The 21,485-nt window shown below is 57.1% G+C and carries 20 protein-coding genes and 1 tRNA gene; 5 read left to right on the top strand and 16 right to left on the bottom strand.

Going from position 1 to position 21,485, the window contains the following annotated elements:
• Positions 1-40: 40 nt before the first annotated feature.
• The 10 genes from uppS to DW133_RS05120 form a co-directional block, all read right to left on the bottom strand.
• On the bottom strand, positions 41-742 hold the full coding sequence (gene uppS, locus DW133_RS05075; protein ID WP_118275558.1) for a polyprenyl diphosphate synthase: 702 nt from the start codon (positions 740-742) through the stop codon (positions 41-43).
• A gap of 114 nt (positions 743-856) precedes the next feature.
• Entirely contained in the window at positions 857-1,420 is a 564-nt protein-coding gene (gene frr / locus DW133_RS05080) for a ribosome recycling factor (RefSeq protein ID WP_118275559.1), read from the bottom strand.
• Between the two features lie 64 nt (positions 1,421-1,484).
• A complete protein-coding gene (pyrH, locus tag DW133_RS05085) occupies positions 1,485-2,207 on the bottom strand; it encodes a UMP kinase (RefSeq protein WP_118275560.1) in 723 nt (240 codons plus the stop codon).
• A 276-nt stretch (positions 2,208-2,483) separates the two neighbouring features.
• Positions 2,484-3,374 carry a translation elongation factor Ts gene (gene tsf, locus DW133_RS05090; RefSeq protein ID WP_118275561.1) on the bottom strand — a complete coding sequence of 297 codons (891 nt, stop codon included), beginning with the start codon at positions 3,372-3,374 and terminating at the stop codon, positions 2,484-2,486.
• Positions 3,375-3,602: 228 nt separating this feature from the next.
• Entirely contained in the window at positions 3,603-4,346 is a 744-nt protein-coding gene (rpsB, locus tag DW133_RS05095; protein WP_118275562.1) for a 30S ribosomal protein S2, read from the bottom strand.
• Between the two features lie 206 nt (positions 4,347-4,552).
• Positions 4,553-5,905 (bottom strand): sodium:solute symporter, encoded by a 1,353-nt coding sequence (locus tag DW133_RS05100; RefSeq protein WP_118275563.1) that lies wholly within the window; start codon positions 5,903-5,905, stop codon positions 4,553-4,555.
• A gap of 93 nt (positions 5,906-5,998) precedes the next feature.
• Positions 5,999-6,832: an ADP-ribosylglycohydrolase family protein gene (locus DW133_RS05105; RefSeq protein WP_118275564.1), complete on the bottom strand. Its 834-nt coding sequence runs from the start codon at positions 6,830-6,832 to the stop codon at positions 5,999-6,001.
• Between the two features lie 45 nt (positions 6,833-6,877).
• Positions 6,878-7,858 (bottom strand): tRNA dihydrouridine(20/20a) synthase DusA, encoded by a 981-nt coding sequence (gene dusA, locus DW133_RS05110; protein ID WP_118275565.1) that lies wholly within the window; start codon positions 7,856-7,858, stop codon positions 6,878-6,880.
• A 93-nt stretch (positions 7,859-7,951) separates the two neighbouring features.
• Entirely contained in the window at positions 7,952-9,424 is a 1,473-nt protein-coding gene (locus tag DW133_RS05115) for a DEAD/DEAH box helicase (RefSeq protein WP_118275566.1), read from the bottom strand.
• Between the two features lie 199 nt (positions 9,425-9,623).
• Positions 9,624-9,707, bottom strand: a tRNA-Leu gene (locus tag DW133_RS05120).
• 88 nt (positions 9,708-9,795) lie between these two features.
• Between DW133_RS05120 and DW133_RS05125 the strand changes: the two genes are divergently transcribed.
• The 5 genes from DW133_RS05125 to DW133_RS05145 are packed head-to-tail and all read left to right on the top strand — an operon-like array spanning position 9,796 to position 16,225.
• A complete protein-coding gene (locus DW133_RS05125; protein ID WP_118275567.1) occupies positions 9,796-11,154 on the top strand; it encodes a TolC family protein in 1,359 nt (452 codons plus the stop codon).
• Positions 11,155-11,164: 10 nt separating this feature from the next.
• Positions 11,165-12,172, top strand: coding sequence for an HlyD family secretion protein (locus tag DW133_RS05130; RefSeq protein ID WP_118275568.1), 1,008 nt, complete (start codon positions 11,165-11,167; stop codon positions 12,170-12,172).
• 14 nt (positions 12,173-12,186) lie between these two features.
• Positions 12,187-14,562 carry an ABC transporter permease gene (locus DW133_RS05135; protein WP_118275569.1) on the top strand — a complete coding sequence of 792 codons (2,376 nt, stop codon included), beginning with the start codon at positions 12,187-12,189 and terminating at the stop codon, positions 14,560-14,562.
• 4 nt (positions 14,563-14,566) lie between these two features.
• Positions 14,567-15,691, top strand: a complete 1,125-nt coding sequence (locus DW133_RS05140) for a DUF4143 domain-containing protein (RefSeq protein WP_118275570.1) — start codon at positions 14,567-14,569, stop codon at positions 15,689-15,691.
• A gap of 24 nt (positions 15,692-15,715) precedes the next feature.
• Positions 15,716-16,225, top strand: a complete 510-nt coding sequence (locus DW133_RS05145; protein ID WP_118275571.1) for a hypothetical protein — start codon at positions 15,716-15,718, stop codon at positions 16,223-16,225.
• Positions 16,226-16,415: 190 nt separating this feature from the next.
• Here DW133_RS05145 and fabF read toward each other — a convergent pair whose 3' ends face one another.
• From fabF to rpmF, 6 genes are all read right to left on the bottom strand, one after another.
• A complete protein-coding gene (fabF, locus tag DW133_RS05150) occupies positions 16,416-17,651 on the bottom strand; it encodes a beta-ketoacyl-ACP synthase II (RefSeq protein WP_118275572.1) in 1,236 nt (411 codons plus the stop codon).
• Between the two features lie 130 nt (positions 17,652-17,781).
• Positions 17,782-18,021 (bottom strand): acyl carrier protein, encoded by a 240-nt coding sequence (gene acpP, locus DW133_RS05155; RefSeq protein ID WP_118275573.1) that lies wholly within the window; start codon positions 18,019-18,021, stop codon positions 17,782-17,784.
• 102 nt (positions 18,022-18,123) lie between these two features.
• Positions 18,124-18,879: a 3-oxoacyl-ACP reductase FabG gene (fabG, locus tag DW133_RS05160; protein ID WP_118275574.1), complete on the bottom strand. Its 756-nt coding sequence runs from the start codon at positions 18,877-18,879 to the stop codon at positions 18,124-18,126.
• A gap of 21 nt (positions 18,880-18,900) precedes the next feature.
• A complete protein-coding gene (gene fabD / locus DW133_RS05165) occupies positions 18,901-19,833 on the bottom strand; it encodes an ACP S-malonyltransferase (RefSeq protein WP_118275575.1) in 933 nt (310 codons plus the stop codon).
• A 25-nt stretch (positions 19,834-19,858) separates the two neighbouring features.
• A complete protein-coding gene (locus DW133_RS05170) occupies positions 19,859-20,854 on the bottom strand; it encodes a beta-ketoacyl-ACP synthase III (protein WP_233542122.1) in 996 nt (331 codons plus the stop codon).
• A gap of 363 nt (positions 20,855-21,217) precedes the next feature.
• Positions 21,218-21,409, bottom strand: coding sequence for a 50S ribosomal protein L32 (gene rpmF / locus DW133_RS05175; protein ID WP_118275577.1), 192 nt, complete (start codon positions 21,407-21,409; stop codon positions 21,218-21,220).
• Positions 21,410-21,485: the final 76 nt, after the last annotated feature.

Below are 21,485 nucleotides of genomic sequence, written 5' to 3' on the forward strand. Positions count from 1 at the left end.
ACGCCTGGCGACGTACCTTTGACGTTAGGGAATCGGCCCCTTAGGCTCCGTTTCGGATCTGTTCGCTGGTTTTGCCAAAACGGCGTTCGCGGCCGGCGAACCACTTGAGCGCCTCATCGAGATCGGCTTCAGAAAACTCGGGCCAGAGCTTTTCGGTAAACCAAAGCTCTGCGTACGCTGCCTGCCAAAGAATAAAGTTGGAAATGCGCTGCTCTCCCCCGGTTCGGATCATCAGATCAACGGGGCCCGACCAAGGCATGCCGAGATAGCGGTCAATGTTTTCAACCGTCAGATCAAAGCCGGCAGCGGCAGCCCGACGCGCGGCCTGCGCAATGTCCCAGCGGCCGCCGTAGTTGATGCAGACGTTAAAGTGCATTCCCGTGGCGTTGCGGGTGATGTCCTCAGCCTGTTCTATCGCTCGCACCAGCTCGTCGGAAAAGACACTTCTGTCGCCCACGACGTGCAGTCTGACGTCTGCCTTCAGAAGCGGTTCGGCCTCCTGCTTGAGTCCAGCCACGAAGAAATTGAGAAGCGCGTTGACTTCTTCGCGCGGGCGATTCCAGTTTTCGCTCGAGAAAGCAAAAACCGAAAGATGTTCGATGCCGCGGCTACGCGCCGCCTTGACGACGGTCCGAACCGTCTCAACGCCTCGGCGATGGCCTTCAATGCGCGGCAAAAAGCGCCCCTTAGCCCAGCGGCCGTTGCCGTCCATAATGATTGCGAGGTGGTTGGGATGCGACATGGCGGTGATTGCAAAACTAACAAACAAAAAAGCGCCCGCACTGACGGCTTGGTTAAGCCGAGCCCGGGCGCTTGTCGGGTGAGAACATCTTAGTTCCGCTGCCGTAGCGGAAACTTAGACCGTCATCACCTCTTTTTCCTTGGCGGAAACGACCTGATCGACCTCAGCGATGTACTTGTCGGTCATCTTCTGGATTTCCTTTTCGCTGCGGCTCTGTTCGTCTTCGCTCACTTCCTTGGCCTTTTCGAGCTTCTTGACGTGTTCGTTGGCGTCGCGGCGCAGATTGCGGATGGCGACCTTGGCGTCTTCGCCGTCGCCGCGCACAACCTTACAGATTTCACGACGACGTTCTTCGGTGAGCGGCGGAACCGGCACGCGAACCATGTCGCCGAAGGCAGCGGGGTTCAGCCCCAGGTCAGCCATGAGAATCGCCTTTTCGATCACGGGAATCATCTTGCGATCCCAGGGCTGCACCGTAATCGTGCGGGCGTCGGCCACGCCGAGGTTGGCAACCTGAGACAGCGGCGTAGGCGAACCATAGTAATCGACCATCACATGTTCCAGAATGCCGGTGGAGGCACGCCCCGTACGCAACTTGGAAAGATCGTCACGCAGGCTTTCGATCGTGCGCTTCATCTTGTATTCACACTGCTGTTGAATTTCGGCGATAGTACTCATTTGTTTTCTGTTTCTGATTAGTCAGAGAAAAAAAGATTGAATCTGTTGATTTTGCCACGAATTCTTAGACATGCACAAGCGTGCCCTCGTCTTCGCCGAGCACAACGCGGCGCATGGCGCCGGGCTTGGTGATCGAGAAGACCTTGATGGGCAAACCCTGATCGCGGCAAAGAGCGAAAGCCGTGGCATCCATCACCTTGAGGTTGCGGCGCATGGCTTCGTCAAACGTGATGTCCTTGTAGAGTTCGGCGTTGGGGTTCTTCTTGGGATCTTCGGAGTAGATGCCGTCGACCTTGGTGGCCTTCAGAACGATCTGAGCACCGATTTCAGCGCCGCGCAACGCGGCCGTCGTATCGGTCGTGAAGAACGGATTGCCGGTACCGGCAGCAAAGATCACAACGCGGCCCTTTTCCAGATACTTCAAAGCGCGGCCGCGGATGTACGGTTCGGCAACCTGAGACAGCGTCAGAGCGCTCTGCACGCGGGCTTCGATGCCGGCGGTACGCAGGGCGTCCTGCAGAGCCATTGCATTCATGACAGTGGCGAGCATACCCATGTAGTCGCCTGTGGCCCGGTCCATGCCGGTTGCGCCGAGCGCCACGCCGCGGAAGATATTGCCGCCGCCCACAACAACGCCGAGTTCGACACCGAGCTCAAGCATGCTCTTGATTTCCTCAACGATGCCCGAAAGCGTCGTGCGGTTGATACCGAACTGATCCGGCCCCATCAGGGCTTCGCCGGAAAGTTTCAAAAGAACGCGCTTGTACTTGGGCGTGGGATTTTGCATGGGCACATACGGCGATTTTGTCCGCCGCCTCCGTCAGGTAGGGTTGTCACGAAAATCTTGGCGAGTTTTACGAATTTCAGGCGCAAAACAAGCCTGGTAAAAGCCCTCATCTGGGCACTTTTACCTAAATTGTGTGGATGATACAGCAATCAACGCGTGTTTGAGTCAAGCCGTACCGAATGCACACAAGTTTTTGCAAACACTCTCCCAAAAGTAACGGCCCGGATTTCTCCGAGCCGTCACCCCTTAACTCATTTTTTCAGCCAGAAGAGCCGATTAAGCCTTGGCAGCAGCTGCCTGCTGAGCAGCGACTTCAGCAGCGAAGTCTTCGTTGCGCTTTTCGAGGCCTTCGCCGACCACGTACAGGCCGAAGGAAGCCACGGAAGCACCCTTGCTCTTCAGAAGCTGGGCGATCGTCACCTTGTCGTCCTTAACGAACGGCTGGTTGAGGAGCGTCACTTCCTTGAGGAACTTGTTGACGGTACCTTCGGCGATGCGTTCGAGCATGGCTTCGGGCTTGCCGGCTTCGCGAGCCTTTTCGATGGCCACGCGGCGTTCGGTTTCGATCAGTTCAGCGGGAATGCCGGACTGGTCGAGAGCCTTCGGCTTTGCAGCAGCGATGTGCATGGCGATGTCGTGAGCGACTTCGTCGTCACCGCCGACCACGTCAACGAGAGCAGCGATCTTGGAGCCACCGTGCACATACTTGTGCAGCTGGCCCTGAGCTTCGAAGCGCTGGAAACGACGGAAGGTCATGTTTTCGCCGATCTTGCCGACGAGAGCCGTACGGACTTCTTCGAGGGTCTTGCCGTCGATGTTGAGAGCCGACAGAGCAGCGATGTCAGCCGGGTTCTGTTCGGCAACCAGACGAACCGCATCCTGGGCCATCTTCTGGAATTCTTCGTTCTTGGCAACGAAGTCGGTTTCCGAGTTGACTTCAAGGATGGCGCCGACCTTGCGGTCTTCGCTCACGTAAACCGTCACAACGCCTTCAGCCGTCACGCGGGCAGCGGCCTTGCTAGCCTTGTTGCCGAGCTTGACGCGAAGGATTTCTTCTGCCTTGGCGGCGTCACCGTCAGCTTCCGTGAGGGCCTTCTTGCATTCCATCATCGGGGCGTCGGTCTTTTCGCGAAGCGCCTTAACCATTGCGGCAGTAATAGCGGCCATTCTTTTAGCTCCTATTGTCTTAAAAAAATTGTCCGAGAATACCCGTTCTCGAACATATTGAAATTCTGTTTCTGCAGGATCCAACTTTTGCAGACCCTGAAAAAATAGCAGAAAAAAGGGCGCAGGCTAAAAAATTTTTCGCCGCGCCCTCTCTTCAGCCGTCCGAAAGACCGCGAGATCAGTCGGACGGATGCGTCTTGTCGGACGCCAAAGATCGATGTCTAAGAATTAGGCTTCGGTCTTTTCTTCGACTTCCACGAACTCTTCCTGAGCTTCTTCTTCACCGGTGGCCACATCGGCACGGCCGGCGAGGATGGCGTCAGCGATCACGGAAGCGTAGATGGCAACAGCCTTACCGGAGTCGTCGTTGCCCGGGATGACATAGTCAACGCCTTCGGGGCTGTGGTTGGTATCGACGACAGCCACGACCGGAATGCCGAGCTTGTTGGCTTCCTGGATGGCGATCTTGTGGTAGCCGACGTCAATCACGAAGAGGGCGTCGGGCAGGCCGGCCATGTCCTTGATACCGCCGATGGACTTGTTGAGCTTTTCAACTTCGCGGGTGAAGTCGAGAGCTTCCTTCTTGCTCATCTTCTCGAGGCCGCCGGCTTCGAGCGTGGCTTCCATGTCCTTGAGGTGACGGATCGTCTGCTTCACGGTCTTGAAGTTCGTGAGCGTGCCGCCGAGCCAGCGCTGATCAACGTAGCAGCAGCCAGCGCGCTGGGCCTGTTCGATGATCGTGTCGCGGCCGCCGCGCTTGGTGTCCACGAAGAGGATCTTGCCGCCGCGAGCGGAGAGTTCGCGAACGAACTTTTCAGCTTCGGCAAGCTTTTCAACCGTCTTTTCGAGGTTGATGATGTGAATCTTGTTGCGGGCGCCGAAGATGTACTGAGCCATCTTGGGGTTCCAGAAGCGGGTCTGGTGGCCGAAGTGGCAACCGGCTTCGAGCATTTCACGCATGCTGACGGACATTTCTTATTCTCCAAGGTTATGTCTAACACCGAGGCCTTGGCAAAACCGCTCGATTGCGGTCACCCGGAGAGCCTTCGGCGTGCTATTTACTGACCCGCGCCAACATAGCGCAGGTTCGGGAAAATTCTTTGCTTGCACAAAGAAGCGCGGATTATATGAGAAAACACCGCCGAGATCAAATGCTCGGGCGAAATTTTTCTCTAATTTCAGTGCTCTCGAACACGTACCGGCACGGTGACGGTCTGAGGCGTTTCACTGCCGTCGCCGCCGTAAAGAGAAAGCAAACTGCCGATGACAGAAACCAGCGCCGCAACGTAGCTTAAGGGCTCATAACTCATGAGTTCGCTTGCCAGAGCCAGACTGCCCGCCGTTGCAATCGTCGCGAGCGCCGCCGCAGCATTGAGTTTTCTTCCTGCCGCCAGCGTCACGAAAATCGGAAAGACCACCGCACAGGTATATATCGTGTTGGCCGCCAGAAGCAGTCCCAGCACGCTCTTGCCGGAACCGGCAAGAACAAAGGCCGCCGCGGAAATGACAAGAATCAACCTCCGTGAGACCTTCACGCTCGGCGCCTTCAGAATGTCGTTGGCCGCCACCGTCGCCGCCGTGATCAGACAAGAATCGGCCGAAGACAAGATGGCGCTTGCCATCACAAAGAAAAAGAGCACGCCCACCCAGGTCGGCAACTGTCCGACCAATTGAGGCAGCACGGCGTCGCCCTCCACCCCTTCTCCCAAAAAGGCCCTTGCCTCCAAGCCGATGCCCACGATCACAAAAGCAATCAGGGCAATGCCCAGGATGCCCAGCTCCGCTCCGCGGCGAGCCGCCTTATCCGATTCCGCACTCATGATGCGGGCAAATAGCATGGGACAGACGATATAGCTGCCGCCGATCAGCAGCATGAAGCGAGACCAATCCGAGATCTCAAACTTGTCGTTGAGCCATTCGAGACGCACCTCGGAAACAGGCTCGGGATTGATCGAAATCAGAAACCCCAAGAGAAAAATCAGTCCAGTCGCCAGGCAGACAAGCTGAATCACGTCGCTTTTGATCACGCTCGCCTGTCCGCCCAGCCAGGTGTAGAGAACGATCACAAAGGCACCGCAGGCCATCGCCGATAGGCTCGACATTCCAGTCAGACCCGACACAATTCGCCCCATGGCCAAAAACTGCGCGGCAAGAATCGCCACCCATGAACACAGAATGATCACGCAGGACAGGCGATGTGCATGAACACCGACGGACTCCCGAATCATTTCGGGCATTGTGAGAGCCGAACCGCGAGAGCGGATGCGCGGCACCATAAAGAGACGCAGCACCACAAGTCCCGCCGCCCCGGAAAGCAACCACCAAAGCGCGGGCGTGCCTACCGCATAGGCCAGTCCGCACATCCCAACCGTGGCCGAACCGCCCACGCAGGATGCGATGATCGAAAAACCGACCTGATGCGTTTTGGATTTGCGATCGTTAAGAAAGTAGCCGGCCGGCGTTTGCCCTTTACGAAAGTCGATATATGCCAGAGCAATAAAAAGAAGCGAATAAAGAACAAACCAAATCATGCGATAAAAACCAATTCGAACGATTGTCGATACAATTTTTCTTAAATGATAGTTTTAGATAGCCTCTGACGGTCTTGTCAGCCCGCAACACACTCAAAGAGAAAAGCTCGATTCAAAACCGGCAATTGCCTTGCGCAAATCTTCCGTGAGATAGGTTTCGACCTTCTCCGCCGTCTCATCCGGAACGCCGTAGTAGGCACCTGCCGGAGCTCCGACCATTGCACCCAGCGTGTCGGTGTCGCCGCCCAATCCGACTGCCAGCCGAATGGCGCTTTCAAAATCCGTGGACTCAAAGAATGCCTGCAGAGCCTGTGGGATGGAATTGCCGCAGGTGCCCAGTCCTCTTCCCTTCCAATAGTCGTTCTGAATTTCACCGATCGTGAAATCCAGCGGGTAGAAGTTCTCGACAATGTAGCGGCGAATCTCTTCCTTGCTCTTGCCCTGACGAGCCAAGAACGTTGTCGCTGTCACCGCGCGGGCGCCCAACATGCCTTCCGGATGGTTGTGCGTCACTCCCGTGACCAGGTCGGACAACAGCAAGGCCTCTTCGAGTGTCTCGGCTGCGTAGGCGCAGCCGCTTACGCGCATTCCTGCGCCGTTGCCGTGACTCATGTAAGGCTTGCGGTGCGGATTGTGCAGCCACTCGTCAAAACGAGTTCCGTAGCCCGCCAACGGATAGCGAGAACCGTATTCACAGAAAAGTTCGACCACGCGTCGCGGCAAAGATGCCGGATTTCCGCCCGTTTCGGTCAGCGCCTGACAGATTGCCACGGTGAGCACCGTATCGTCAGTGAAGAAACAATCCGAGGACAGAAACTCAAAACCGGTTTCCGGCGGCATCGTGAACTCACAATACGAGCCGTCTTCGGGCTGACACGAAAACTCAAAACGAGAACCGACAATATCTCCGACAATGGCTCCAAGCATTCTCCGCCTCCGAATCTCTTGGTGCGTTGAAAAATGTTGCGGCCGTCAGGCCTTCATGGACTCAAGCGCCGCCAATAACACATTGGGACCGGCTTCCTTGTATGCCTTGGGATCGGACAGCGTACGGCGCCAGAGTCGCGCACCGGGCAAGCCGTTCATCAGGCCCATCGTGTGGCGAGCTGCGTTTCGCACCGCATTTTCGTGTTCCGGTGCAACGCGATGCAGGTACGCCGTCATTTGTTCGACCACGTCTTCACGACGAAGCTCACGGGGCTCTTCCCCGAACAGAACTTCGTCTACGCGAGACAGCATCCAGGGTTCATGATAGGCGGCTCGCCCCACCATCACACCGTCCATGCCGTTATCAATGAAGGTCTTGGACTCTTCAAGCGTCTGGATTCCGCCGTTGATGCAAAACTGCGCCTGCGGAAAGTCCTTTTTGAGTCGGTAGGCATAGTCGGGCTTAAGCGGCGGCACGTCGCGGTTCTGACGCGGCGACAATCCTTTGAGAAAGGCAGTGCGAACATGCACGATGAAAGCGCGGCAACCGGCTTCGTAAAGCGTCCCGACAAAGTTCTGCACGAAAGGATAGTCGTCCTGATGATCCACGCCGATGCGGTGCTTGATCGTGGTCTCAAGACCGCTCGCTTCTCGGATCGCCTGAAAGCACTCCGCCACGAGCTTGGGCTCAAGCATCAGGCAGGCGCCAAACGAGCCTTTCTGGACGCGCTCGGAGGGGCAGCCGCAGTTGAGGTTGATTTCGTCGTAACCGTATTGCGACGCAATGGCAGCCGCCTTGGCCAGATCCTCCGGATCACTGCCGCCGAGCTGGCAGGCGACGGGATGCTCCGTTTCGTCAAACTTCAGAAGCAGATCCCGGTTGCCGAACAAAATGGCCGGCGCCGTCACCATTTCGGTGTAGAGACGAGCACGCTTCGTCATCAGCCGCATGAAATAGCGGCAATGACGATCGGTCCAATCGAGCATCGGGGCAACGCAAAAGCGAAACTTTTCGGTGTCAGTCATGAAATATCGATACGAACGCCCCGCATCTTTCTCAGACGCGGGGACGAAATGGGATGGAAATCGTCATCGGCCGCAGAGCCGATCGTCAAACGATTATTTGCGAAGCAGGCCGCCCAAAAGCGCGGCAACTCTGCCCTTTTTCTTGCCTTGAGTCTGGCCGCGAACGGTAGTCTGAACCGACTGATTGCGTTCAGTCTCGGCCGTAGCCGTGGTTTCGGTCGGTTCATATGGCGCATCAAAGATCGGATCGTAGACCGGAGCCGGCATCTTTGGCAGATCCAGATCCACCGGACGGCGCCCCTCGCGATCGTCATCTCGCCATTCCTTGCGACCGCGGCGCGGACGATCTTCTCCGAAACCGTCACGACGCTGCGTCTCATAACGGGAGCGGCGCTCTTCACGAGACAGCGGACGGCGCTCGGCAGGCTTGAACTTCTGCTTGGTGAGCTCTTCGATGGCCGTCACAAGGCGACTGTCGCCGCCGGTTGCGAGCATCACGGCTTTGCCCTTGGCGCCCGCTCGCCCCGTACGACCGATGCGGTGCACGTAGTCTTCGGCACCAAACGGTACGTCGTAGTTGATCACGACCGGAAGTTCGGCAATGTCCAGACCTCGGGCGGCTACATCGGTTGCCACCAACACTTCTACTTCGCCCTTCTTGAAAGCTTCCAAGGCGGCCATGCGCTCTTCCTGGGACTTGTCTCCGTGAATGGCATCGGCCGAAATGCCAACGCGAGAAAGCGTGCTTGCAAGACGACGGCATGTGATCTTGGCGTTCACAAAGACGATGACCTGCTTGATCGGACCGCCGTTTTCGCCGTCACCCTTGAGGATATCGATGAGAACATCGGTTTTTTCGGAGTCGTGAACCTGATAGACAATCTGCTCGACCGTATCGGCCGTGGCGTTTTCACGAGCCACTTCCACGAGCACCGGGTTGCGCAGGAAGTTGCCGGCAAGTTTCTTCACTTCAGGCGAGAACGTTGCCGAGAACATCAGGTTCTGACGCTTTTTCGGCAACAGATTCAGAATGCGCGAAATGTCGGGCAAAAAGCCCATATCAAGCATACGGTCGGCCTCGTCGAGAATCACGATTTCGACCTGAGAGAGGTTCACCGAACCGCCTTCATGGTGGTCAAGCAGACGACCGGGCGTTGCCGTGAGGACCTCAACGCCACGGCGCAGCATGTCGGCCTGCGGCTTGATGTCCACGCCGCCGTAGACCACGCCCACGCGCAGAGGCGTCTTGCTTGCGTACTTCACAAGACTTTCATTAACCTGCACTGCCAGTTCGCGAGTCGGCGCAAGAATCAGCACGCGCACGGGGTGACGTGCGGGCGACATCGACGTATTGGCCTTGGGAAGAATTCGCTGCAGTGCAGGCAGTCCATAGCCGGCCGTCTTACCCGTACCGGTCTGTGCCGCTCCCATCACATCCTGCCCCGCAAGCACGACGGGGATAGCCTGCACCTGAATCGGCGTGGGCGTGACATAGCCCATTTCGGCAATCGCTGCCTGGATATGTGAATCGAGGGGAAATTTAGAAAAATCTAGGATTTCTGACATCAGCGTCTTCCGGGGCTGTCAAACGGATTGGCCGCATTTTACAGTTCTTCCCGTAAGAAAACCTTGCAAAAACAGCGCAATAGCTTTCCAGAAAGTACCTCTGATGCTAATCCCGTGCAGCACCGCAACCAAGAAAAGCGGAAACTGAAAAGAGAAAACCCCGATAAATCGGGGCATACCAGACTTTACCGAATGTAGATGGTGCCCGAAGCGGGACTCGAACCCGCATGCCAAAGGCCAAGGATTTTAAGTCCTTTGCGTCTACCGATTTCGCCATTCGGGCGACATTCGGTATTAAGTTGGTGTGCTGAAGGATTCTCAGCACTAAAATTGTGATTTTATAGAAATTCTTTCTTCACGAAAAGTCTCAGATGGCCGTCAAATCTTTCTTCGTCTTCGCATCGCTCTGCTGGGCTTTCAGCTCCAGCTACGCCCAGACGCCAGCGCTTGATTTCTCACAGGCAAGGCAGCTTGCTCACGACCGGGTGGACGCCATCAAGGTCGAAACCGCCGAAACGGCCAAGCGCGAAAGCGAAGCCAAGAGCGCGCGCAGCCTGCACGGACCTAAGATCGAGCTTGACTCCAAGCAGATCTGGGGACGCAAAACGCTCGATTACGGCACGATCAATCTTAGATCGATCATTCCCACCTTGCCACCTATCGACCTCTATCACGAAGAAGACATCGGGGGGCCGCGTGCGGCCATCAACGCTCAGCTGCCGATTTACATGGGCGGCGCCATCAATGCCAAAGTACGCGCAGCCGACGAAGCCGTCTACGAATCGCAGGCTCGCACGCAGGCGCAGCGCGACACCGTTGACACCGAGCTCGCGCAGAAATACTTTGCCGTACAGCTTGCGCGCAGCATTGAACGACTGCAAAGCGAAATGCTTCATCAGCAGGAGTTGGAAGTTCGCAAAGCGCTTCGGTTTGAAAAGACCGGCACGATCAGCAAACTCGAACGCATGGCCGTCGAAGTCAACCGAGACGCGGCCAAGCGAGAGCTTTTGACCGCTCAGACAAACCGCCGTGTAGCCGAAAGCGAATTGGCCGGACTTCTGCGTGAAGAGAGTGTGGGAGAACTCAAAAACCCCCTCTTTGTTGTCACGGAAGACATCGGTTCATTAAAGAGCTGGCAAGACAAGGCGATGGGCTCAAGTCCCGTCCTAAAGAGCGTAGTGGCGCAACGCCGGCAGGCCGAGCAAGGCGTGACGGCTGCAAAGGCCGCCTGGCACCCTCAGGTATACGCTTTTGCCAACTACAACCTGATTAAGCACTATCTGACGATTCCCGAACCCGACTGGATCGCCGGCATTGGTCTGAAGTTCACGCTCTGGGACAACAAAGATCGCAACGCGTCGATTGCAGCGGCCAATTCGCTCGTCACCAAAGCACAGGCTGCGCACGACGAGGCAAGCAACCGCATTCAGACGGCCGTTCAGACAGCGTACCTAAAAAGCAACGAGGCCCGAGAAGCCTATCGCCTCACCGACTCGACACTTTCGCTTGCCAAGGAAAACCTGCGGCTGCGTGAAAAGAGCTTTTCCGAGGGGCTCTCGACGGCCGATGAAGTCAACGATGCGCGCACCAAGCTTCTGGCCGCTGAAATCGCGCGACGTGTGGCTGCCTATCGCTTTGTCGTCGCCTGGGCCATGCTCAACGCCGTAAGCGGCGACATGAACGCCTTCGAGCAATCTGTCACGCGTCAGACAAACATTTTTGAATATTGATGTGTCCACTATGACCAAATCCAAAAACGTCTCCGTTAAAACAATCGCCGTTGCCCTGGTCGGCGCAGGACTTCTTGCCTTTATCGGCATCGGTCTGTGGAAAGCGGCCACCCCTGCTCCGGCGCCGCTTCAGGGGCAAGTCGACGCCCGCACCATTGAAGTGGCGCCCAAGATTCCGGGCCGCATCGAGAAAGTGCTCGTCAAGGAAGGCGACACGGTCGAAGCCGGCGCCGTGATGGTCAAAATCGACATTCCGGAAATCTCCGCAAAACTCGGCCAAGTCACGGCGCAGGAGCAGGCCGCTCAAGCCAAAGCTCGCCTTGTGGAAGAAGGAGCCCGCAAAGAGAAGATTCGTGAAGCCAAGTCAATGTTTGAAAGTGCCAAGGGTGCACTGCAGCTTGCCGAGAAAACCTTTTCCCGTGTCAATGCCCTCTACAAGGAAGGACTTGTGTCGGCTCAAAAGTTCGATGAAGCCAAAGCGGCGCTTGATACCGCCCGCGGGCTAACCCGCGCCGCGCAAAGCGTCTATGACATGGCGCTCACGGGGTCGCGCGAAGACGAAAAGCGAGCCGCAGAAGCACTGGCGCGTCAAGCCGCCTCGGGTGTCGCCGAAGTGCAGAGTCTGGCTTCTGAAAGTCTGGTCCGCGCTCCACGCCAAGGTGAAGTCACGCGTGTGGTATTGCATGAAGGCGAAGTAACGCCGGCCGGTTTCCCGCTCGTCACATTGCTGGATCACTCCGACAAATGGGTGGTCTTCAACATCCGCGAAGACGAGCTTGCCAACATCAAAGTGGGCACCGAACTCAAAGCCAAGGTGCCGGCTTTGGGTGCCGACAACGTCGCCTTTACCGTTTATTGGATAAATCCGCGGGCCGACTACGCCACCTGGCGTTCCACCCGTCAGTCGACGGGCTACGACGTGCGCACCTTCGAAGTTCGCGCCCGACCGCTTGAGCCGATGCGCGATCTGCGTCCCGGCATGAGCGTGATTGTTGACCGCGTTACCCGAGGCTCCTGACGTTTCTCCCGGTTATGTCGTCGTTTCTTTCCGACTTTAAGCGCGCTTTTGTGCAGGAAGCACGCACCACAGCCGATACGCCGCTTTTGTGGCTTACCGGCATCGTGGTGCCCGTTTTCTGGTGCCTGGCCGTCGTCGCCGTCTTTGCCACCGGGCTGATGCGCAACATCCCCGTCGGTCTTGTCGACTACGACAACTCCGCAGAAAGCCGGGATCTGATCCGATCGCTGGATGCGGTTGCCTCTGTTGATTTCATCAACTACGAAAATCCTCAGGCGGCAACGGCTGATCTTGCCACAGGCAACATATACGCCCTCTTTGTCATCGGCCACAACTGGAGCGAAAAAACGTCCGGCAGCCGCTCCGACTCAGCTCTTGAGCTCTTTCTAAACAAGAGCTACTACGCCATCGCGACCACGGTGGAAACCGACCTCAAGCTTGCGCTGTCTCAAATCCAAGTCGGACAGATGCTCGAAGCCGCCTCCGTCGTGGGCGGAGGCTTTGCCGGAAACAAAGAACGTCTGGCCGTGCTCGACGCCGACATTTTGATTGCGGGCAACCCAGCTCTCAATTTCAAAGCATATCTGCTCACCACCATTCTGCCCGGCGTGCTCGCCTTAGGGGCCATTCTGACTTGTGTAGGATCGCTTACCCGAGAATGGAGACTCAAGACCGTGCATCAAGTCGTGGGAACCTACTCTCACCTCACGGGATTTCTGCTTGGTCGCATGATCTTTTGGTTGGTCCTCTACTCGCTCATGGGACTGGCATACCTTGCCTGGTTCACCGGCTGGGAGGGCTGGGGCGTACAGGGCAGTCTCGTCGCCTGGGCGCTGGGCATCGTGCTCTTTTTCGCGAGCATGCCCGCCCTAGCCATGCTCTACACAAGCCTCTCGCCGTCATGGATTATTGCCATGTCGGTTGCAATCGGCACCACCGCTCCCATCTTCCCCTTCACGGGCTTTTCCTTTCCTCTGGATTCGATGGACTCGGTTGCGCAGCTCCTTGCGCAATTCCTGCCCTTGACGTGGTACCTGAGACTTCACTCGTCGCAGTGGGTGCTCGGCAGCGACCTTTCGCACACGATCCATCTGCTCTCGATGCTTTCTCTATTCGTCATCATCCCGGCCGCCGTCGGTCTGGCTCTGCTGCCAATGAGAATGCGCAAATGGGCTCAAAAAGAGCTTAAGCCACACCCCGCTGTCGGTTTGCCTGAACCCGTCGGGTTCTGGGAAACAGTTCGCACGGTTCTCGCACGCGGCGCCTTTACGAAAGACACTTTCGTGATTTTCGTGATCGCCGTTGCTTTCTACCTGCTCTTTTACGCATGGCCCTATGCGGCGCAAAACGTCACCAGCGTTCAGACGGCCGTAGTTGACCTTGACCGCAGCGCCGCGAGCCGCGCCATGATCGAACGCATCAAATCAGTGGCTATGATCAATGTCGTTGCCATCGAAACGGATCGAGCCAAAGGCGAAACACTCTATAAAACCGAACAAGCGGCGGCTGTGATCACGATTCCGGAAAATTTCGAAGAAAACCTGCTTGCCGGCAAACACACCTCCGTTGCACTTACCGCCAACGGTGCCTTCCCCGTGAAGTCGCGCGCGGTCATGGCAGGCCTCATGGGCGTCGTCGGAGAAACGACGGCCGCGAGCATGGCGCTCAATCTCGTTCGCGCCGGAGCTCCACTCGAAACCCTCAAAAAGCTTCAAATGGCCCCCGTCGCCTTTGCCGACGTCAACCTCTACAACCCGCTTTCGGGCTACGCAAGCTATATCGTTGCCGCCGTAATGCCTGTCATCATCCAAGCCGTGATGTTCGTAAGCATCGTGATGAGTTTAGGCGGTTGGCTTGCGAGTTCCCAACCTCCATCCGTGCTGCGTGCCGTCTGCCGCAACACGCGTGGCTTTGCGGCGCTCTACACCGCCTTCTGGCTTTTCAGTCTCGTGTGGCTTGCCTACGCTCTGGGCCCGGACTTCGTGCTCTTTGATTTTGCCTCCATGCAAAACCCCGGAGCAACACTGCTTTTGGCCTCAATTTTCGGCGCTGCCGTGGTGAGTTTCGGTCTGGCCTTTACGTTTGCCATGGGCACGAACGCATACGGCGCACAGTTCTTCGTGGTCATATCGGCTCCGGCGCTCTTTCTTTCGGGCGTCGTACACCCGCTCTTTGATATGACACCGCCCGCTTTGGCCTTGCGCTTGTTCTTACCCTCGACCTCGGGCATCAACGGTCTTGTTGCCGTCTCCCAAAACGCAGCGCCGCTCTACGCCGTCATGCCTCAGCTTGCGCATTTGCTTGTTTTGGCCGTCGCCTACGGTGTGTTAGCGTTCGTCCTTTGGAAACGCGCCGCAAAGAAAATCCAAACCGCCGAGTTAAGCTCTTAGACCGATGATCGATAAGACAGAACTCAAATCGCGCCTGCGCCTTTTTGCGCTGCCCGCCGGAACGGATCACCGTGAAATCGATGCGCTCAGAGACAATCCCGTTGCCGATATCACCGACGACGGCAACCGAATGTTGTATCTAGCTTCGAGCGATGAGTTTTTTGCGCTTTACTGCAACGGAACAACGATCGTCAACGCTCATGCCTGCAAAGCAGTGACGGACAACGCCCTTCAGTTCCTGTCCCGTCGGCCTCTCACGGATCTCGTACTCGCCGGCCGCTTCTCCAAAGGTGCGCTTCGAGCTGTCCGAGAATCTGCCCAAAACTTGGGCGTAGCACTTGAAATCTTTGAAACGCCGGAACCTCGCCTTTTTACCGCAGAGGTGATTAACGGCACTCCCGCTGCTTTTGAACCGAGCGCCGGCTTTGCAAGTGAATCGGAAGCTTTAGCCGCGTGTCTGGCGCCCGGCCTGGGCGTTCGAGGCGCTGTGCATTGGACGCAATTGTGGAAAACCGAAGCGTCCCTCCCGGCCATGCGCTGCGGACTGAGAAAGCCTGACGCCTTTTATTCGGTGGCCCGACTGCTTGCGCGCACCACCGCTTCGGCCGCCAACTGGAGCGAAATCGGTCGCTTGGCGCACATTCCGAGCGTGACGGTTCTCGAATGGGTCAGACTTCTGGAAAATTTCGCGCTTCTTGAAGTCGTGCCTGCCATCAATCTCAAACCGATGCGTCGCACGTTGGATCGTCCCAAGATCTACTGGCGGCATCCGGGGCTCTGCCTCTGGCTCTCTGGTCAAATGACCGGATGTCCTGAAGGACTGCGCCGCTCCCTCTTTGAAAATGCGGTGTATTTGGCGCTCACGGACATCTACCCTCAAGCAACTTTTGCTCACTTTGCCGACACGAATCACGTAACATGCCCGTTGGTTGTTGAAGTCGACGGACAATATCGAGCCTTTTACATCTGCGAGAACGATGTTCAGCGGGAGCTTTCGCTACGCCACCACAAGTCTCTCGTCAAGACCGGCCGTTTTCATCCGTTGGCGGCATTGATCGAGTACGGAGGACTGACAGCCCCGGCGCTGATAACATACGAAGAAATTTCAGCTGCTTCTCAGAAGCGCTGAAGAAAACACTTAGAAAGGACAAACATGCGAAAGATTTTGGCGGGCGCGACGCTTCTGGCTCTTAGTGCAGGCTTTCTGACCGGATGCAGCGGCATGATAGATGCGATCGAAAAAAGCGCCAATTACACGGACGTAGAAAAGATCGACTACAACCTCTACCGCATTTCCGGTACGCGTCAGAACATCAACCAGCAGTTGCAGTTGCGCGAATTCCTCTACCAGCGTGCCCATGACTTCTGCATGAGAAACGGCCAGGGCGCCCAGCTTATCGACGGAGTTTCCGGCAAGAATCCCAAGGGCGAAGGCGTCAAGGCGATCGTGGTGTTCCGCTGCGTCGGAATCATGAAGGGACCGGAGAAGGAATTCATTGACAATTCGCCCGAAGCGGACGCCGCTCGCGCTGAAGCCGCGCGCATTGCGCGTGAAAAGGCTGAAGAAGAAGCCGAAGCCAAGGCCGAACAGGAGGCGGCTGAAAAAGCCGCTGCGGAGAAGTCCGCCGAACAGTCTGCAACAGTCGAAACAACTAAGCAATGACTTTTTGACAGACAATCGGTTAACCTGATCCTGAGCAGGCATCAATGACGAGATGTCTGTTCGTTTCCAGGAAAGACCGAAGGCCCGGGGGAGTTCGCCGCGAACCGCTCCGGGCTTTTTTGTGTCCGCAAGTACGAAAAAACGGCCCGAAGGCCGTTTTTTCTCTATGCGTTACAACACCGCTGAAACATTAGACGCGCTTGAACACCAACGTGGCATTAGTGCCGCCGAAGCCGAAGTTGTTCTTGACGGCAGCGCGGATTTCCATCTGCTGCGGCTTGTCCTTGCAGACATTGATGCAGCATTCCGGATCCTGGTTGACGATGTTGATCGTCGGAGGCGCCACCTGGTCGCGAATCGCAAGAACCGTAAAGACGCTTTCGATACCGCCGGCACCGCCGAGCAAGTGACCCGTAGCGCCCTTGGTGGAGCTCACCACAAGCTTGTCGGTGTGTTCGCCGAAGAGTTCGCGCACAGCGCGGGATTCGTTGATGTCGCCCACGGAGGTCGACGTGCCGTGTGCATTTAGGTAGTCAATGTCCTCGGGCTTCAGACCGGCGTGGTTGAGCGCCATCTTCATGGAGCGAACGGGGCCGTCCGTAGCAGGCGTCGTGATGTGATAGGCGTCACCCGAAAGACCATAACCTGCGAGTTCGCAGTAGATCTTGGCGCCGCGGGCAACGGCGTGGTCGTAGTCTTCGAGAACAAGCAGGCCGCAGCCTTCACCCATCACAAAGCCGTCACGATCAACGTCGAACGGACGGGAAGCGTGAGCCGGGTCGTCGTTGCGGCGCGAAAGAGCGTGCATGCTGTCAAAGCCACCAATGCCGACTTCGCAGACCGTGCCTTCGGTACCGCCCGCAAGCATCACGTCGGCGTCACCGCGGCGAATGATCCAAGCCGCTTCACCGATTGCATGCAAACCGGTGGCGCAAGCCGTCACGGTAGCAAGGTTAGGACCGCGCAGGTTTTTCATGATGCCAACCAGACCCGAAGCCATGTTGATGATGCAACCGGGGATCATGAAGGGCGAGATGCGGCGCGGACCGCGTTCGAGCATCGCCTTGTGGTTGACGCAAATGGTTTCCAGACCGCCGATGCCCGAGCCGATAATGCAACCGGCGCGATCACCCTCTTCGTTTTTGCCGACGAAATCGAGACCGGCATCTTTGAGAGCTTCGGTCGCAGCCGCAGCGGCAAATTGCACATAGCGGTCATAACGGCGAGCTTCCTTGGCCTGCAGGCCGCCGGCCGCAGGATCAAAATTCTTGACTTCCCCGGCAATACGGCAACCGAATTCGGAAGCGTCAAATTCAGTAATCGGTCCGATACCGCATTCGCCGGCTAACAAAGCCTTCCAACTCGATTCCACATCGAGACCAAGCGGCGATACCATGCCCAAACCGGTCACAACCACACGGCGCATCTTTTTGTTTTCCTTCCTGTTGTTCTGTGCAATACAAATCCGCTAAAAAAAGGGGGCTCACGCCCCCTTTTGCTTCATGCTGCCCGACACAAGGTCATTTACCCTCTCTCGGACAGCGCCTCAAGAGGCATTAGGCCTTGACGTTGGCCTGAATGAAGTCGATAGCCTGCTGAACGGTGCGCAGGTTTTCCTGCTGTTCATCCGGGATTTCGATCTTGAAAGCGTCTTCAAGAGCCATCACGAGTTCAACCGTGTCAAGGCTGTCGGCACCGAGATCTTCGATGAAGGAGGCTTCATTCTTGATGTCGGCTTCGTTCTTGCCAAGCTGTTCAGCGATGATCTGCTTGACTTTCTGTTCCAAATCTTCCATTTCCTACTCCGCGGAATTAGTCTGTGTTGAGCAAACGGTCATCCGTTTGCCGAAGAAAATTTTCTAATCGGGGGATTTTATCAGGCTTGAGGCCTAATTACATCATCCCATGAACATGCCGCCGTTGACGTGCAAAACGGTCCCGGTGACGTAGCCGGCGGGCTCAGAAGCCAAATAGAGCACGGCTGCAGCGATATCATCCGTTTTGCCGAGGCGAGCCGCCGGAATTTGTGCCATGAGGTGCGTTTTGACGTCTTCGGGCAATGCGGCGGTCATGTCCGTTTCGATAAAGCCCGGGGCCACGCAGTTGACGGTCACGCCGCGGGAGGCCACTTCACGGGCCACCGACTTGCTCATGCCGATCATGCCGGCTTTGGCGGCAGCATAGTTGGCCTGACCGGCGTTTCCCATGGCACCCACCACAGAACTCATGTTGATGATGCGGCCGAAGCGCTGCTTCATCATCGGACGCAGCACGGCGCGAGTCAGGCGGAAGACAGCCGTAAGATTGGTTTCGATCACGGCGTCCCAGGCTTCGTCGGACAAACGCATGGCAAGCATATCGCGGGTGATGCCGGCGTTGTTGACGAGAATGTCGATGCGGCCGAATTCGGCGACGATCGCATCCACGGCAGCCTTGCTCGCTTCAGCGTCAGTCACGTTGAGGACTATGCCGCGACCCTTGTCACCCAAAACTTCGCTGATCTGAGCCGCACCGGCTTCGGACGTGGCCGTACCGATCACCTTGGCGCCGCACTCGGCCAGAGCCATGGCAACGGCGCGTCCGATGCCGCGCGTTGCCCCCGTCACGAGCGCCACGCGTCCGGCAAAGCTTTCAGCGGTAAAAAAGTTCTGCATGTTCTTTTCCTTCTTCTCGATTTATGCGTTGAGTTGCGCAATCACATTCTTGACGCTTGCCAGATCGCTCACGTTCGCAACCGTGATTTCGGGAGCGATGCGGCGAACCAGACCGGCAAGCACGCGGCCCGGGCCGCACTCGACTATATGGGTCACACCCATTTCCTGCATCTTCTGCACGCAGCCGGTCCAGAGCACAGCACTGGCGGCCTGCTTGGCCAATGCGGCGCGGATTTCCCCGACCGTGTTGTGGCATACGACGTCTACATTAGCAACGACGTCAACCATCGGTTCCTGCATCGGCGTGCGGGCAAGTTCTTCGGCCAGACGGTCGGCTGCAGGCTGCAGCAGCGTGCTGTGGAAGGGGGCCGACACGGCAAGCACCACGGCACGCTTGGCGCCGGCTTGCAGAGCAAGCGCACAAGCACGTTCAACGGCCGCCTTGTGACCGGCAATCACAACCTGACCGGGGCAGTTGAAGTTCACGGCTTCGACCGCTTCATCCTGAGCGGCCTTGGCGCAAAGATCAATCACAACGTCGTCGCTCAAGCCCAAAATGGCAGCCATGCCTCCCACGCCGACCGGCACTGCAGACTGCATGGCGCTGGCGCGGAAACGCACAAGACGCACGGCATCCTCGATCGAGAAAACTCCCGCAGCCGTCAGAGCCGTGTACTCGCCAAGGCTGTGTCCTGCCATCACTTCAGGCATCGGTCCGCCCGCTTCCTTCCAGGCCGCAAAAACGGCGTAGCTTGTAGCAAGCAATGCGGGCTGCGTGTTGACTGTCAAATTCAATTCCGTGTCGGGGCCATTGGCAATCAGTTCGCCAAGCGGTTCTCCGAGCGCTCGATCGGCCGCCTGCATCACGGCCGCAGCCGCTTCCGACTCCTTAGCCCAGTCGGCCATGCCGACCTTCTGCGACCCCTGTCCGGGGAATACAAACGCTAATTTCAATTCCGTTCTCCGGTTTTTGTATCTGTTACCACTTCAGGAGCACGCTGCCCCAGGTCATGCCGGCACCCACACCTTGCAGCATCACGGTGTCGCCTTCATGAATTCGTCCGTTTTTGACAGCCCAGTCCAGCGCCAGCGGAACGCTCGCAGCAGACGTGTTGCCGTGCATCTGAACCGTTTCCACTGTCTTGTCCTTCGGAATGCCGAGCTTATCGGCAATCATTTCGATGATGCGGATGTTGGCCTGATGCGGCACCCACACGTCGACTTCGCCCGGCGCGATTCCGGCCATGCCGCAAACTTCCACGAAACTTTCCGACAGAGAGCTCACGGCAAGCTTGAAAACCTGGCGGCCATTCATCTGAATAAAGGGAGAGCCCGCAATTTTGCCGTTTTCAATGCGCGCGTCGCATGCAAGCGTATCAACGCCGAAGGAGCCGTCCGCATGCATGCGGTGCGCAAGAATACCTTCACGCTCGCAGGCTTCGATCACAACAGCGCCCGCGCCGTCGCCAAAAAGCACGCATGTCGTTCTGTCATTCCAGTCAAGCAGTCGGCTCAGCACTTCAGCGCCCACGACGAGGGCCCGTTTGTAACCTCCGGTGCGAATCAGACCGTCGGCAACGCTCATGGCATAAACAAAGCCGGCGCAAACCGCCTGCACGTCAAACGCTGCGCACCCCTTGATGCCCAAGGCATTCTGCAATCGGCAGGCCATCGACGGAAACAAGCCGTCGGGAGTGGTTGTCGCCACGATGATGAGGTCAATTGTCTGAGGATCGATATTGCCGCGCGTCAAAGCGTCGCGGGTCGCATCCACAGCCAGAGAAAGCGTCGTCTGCCCATCCACGGCGATGTGACGGCAACCGATGCCGGTGCGCGTGCGAATCCATTCGTCGCTCGTCTCAATGCCGCGCTCGGCAAGCTCTTTAGCGAGATCACCGTTGGTCACAGCACGATCAGCTAACTTAGAACCCGTTGTCAGCACTCGGGTGTAGATGCGGTTGGTGCAATCTGTCATTCGTTCCATCTAAAAAAACACGACGTACCGATTCGCCTCACCGCTGATTCACGTTTTGGCTGCCGGTCGTCAAAAAGCATTAGCGAAGCGATATTAGCAAACGACAGACATCAAAAAAGGAGATTCGTCCGTACAGACGATCTCCTTTTTCACTTGGTTTCAGTTTTTCTGTCGGCCGTGCTTCGAAGCGGCGGCGCCTATCAAGTGCTGCAGCGACTCTCAAGGCCGGGGCGGCTTTGCCGGGCTGCCGGATGCCTCCGACATTGACCGAGACATGGGGTTAGGCGCGGTGTTTCACCCGTTACCGATCTCCCCTGAGCCGGTTCCTCGCGTTCCAACCGTCAGAATATTCCGGAACCGAGATTATTCTTCAGCAGCGTCCTGCTTGGTCGTCACAACCTTCTTGCCGCGGTAGAAACCGTTCGGGCTGATGTGGTGACGGCGGTGCACTTCACCGGTACCGGGTTCAACGGCGGTAGCCGGGTTGGACAGGAAGTCGTGAGCACGGTGATTGCCGCGCTTGCTGGTGGATTTCTTATTTTGCTGAACAGCCATTTTCTTAATACCCCACGTGGGTTAAAAGTTAACTTTTAGTGTTTGAAGCTTCCGTACGCCACATCTTGCATCGAAA

The sequence above is a fragment of the Sutterella sp. AM11-39 genome (assembly GCF_003472385.1).
Taxonomy (GTDB): domain Bacteria; phylum Pseudomonadota; class Gammaproteobacteria; order Burkholderiales; family Burkholderiaceae_F; genus Duodenibacillus; species Duodenibacillus intestinigallinarum.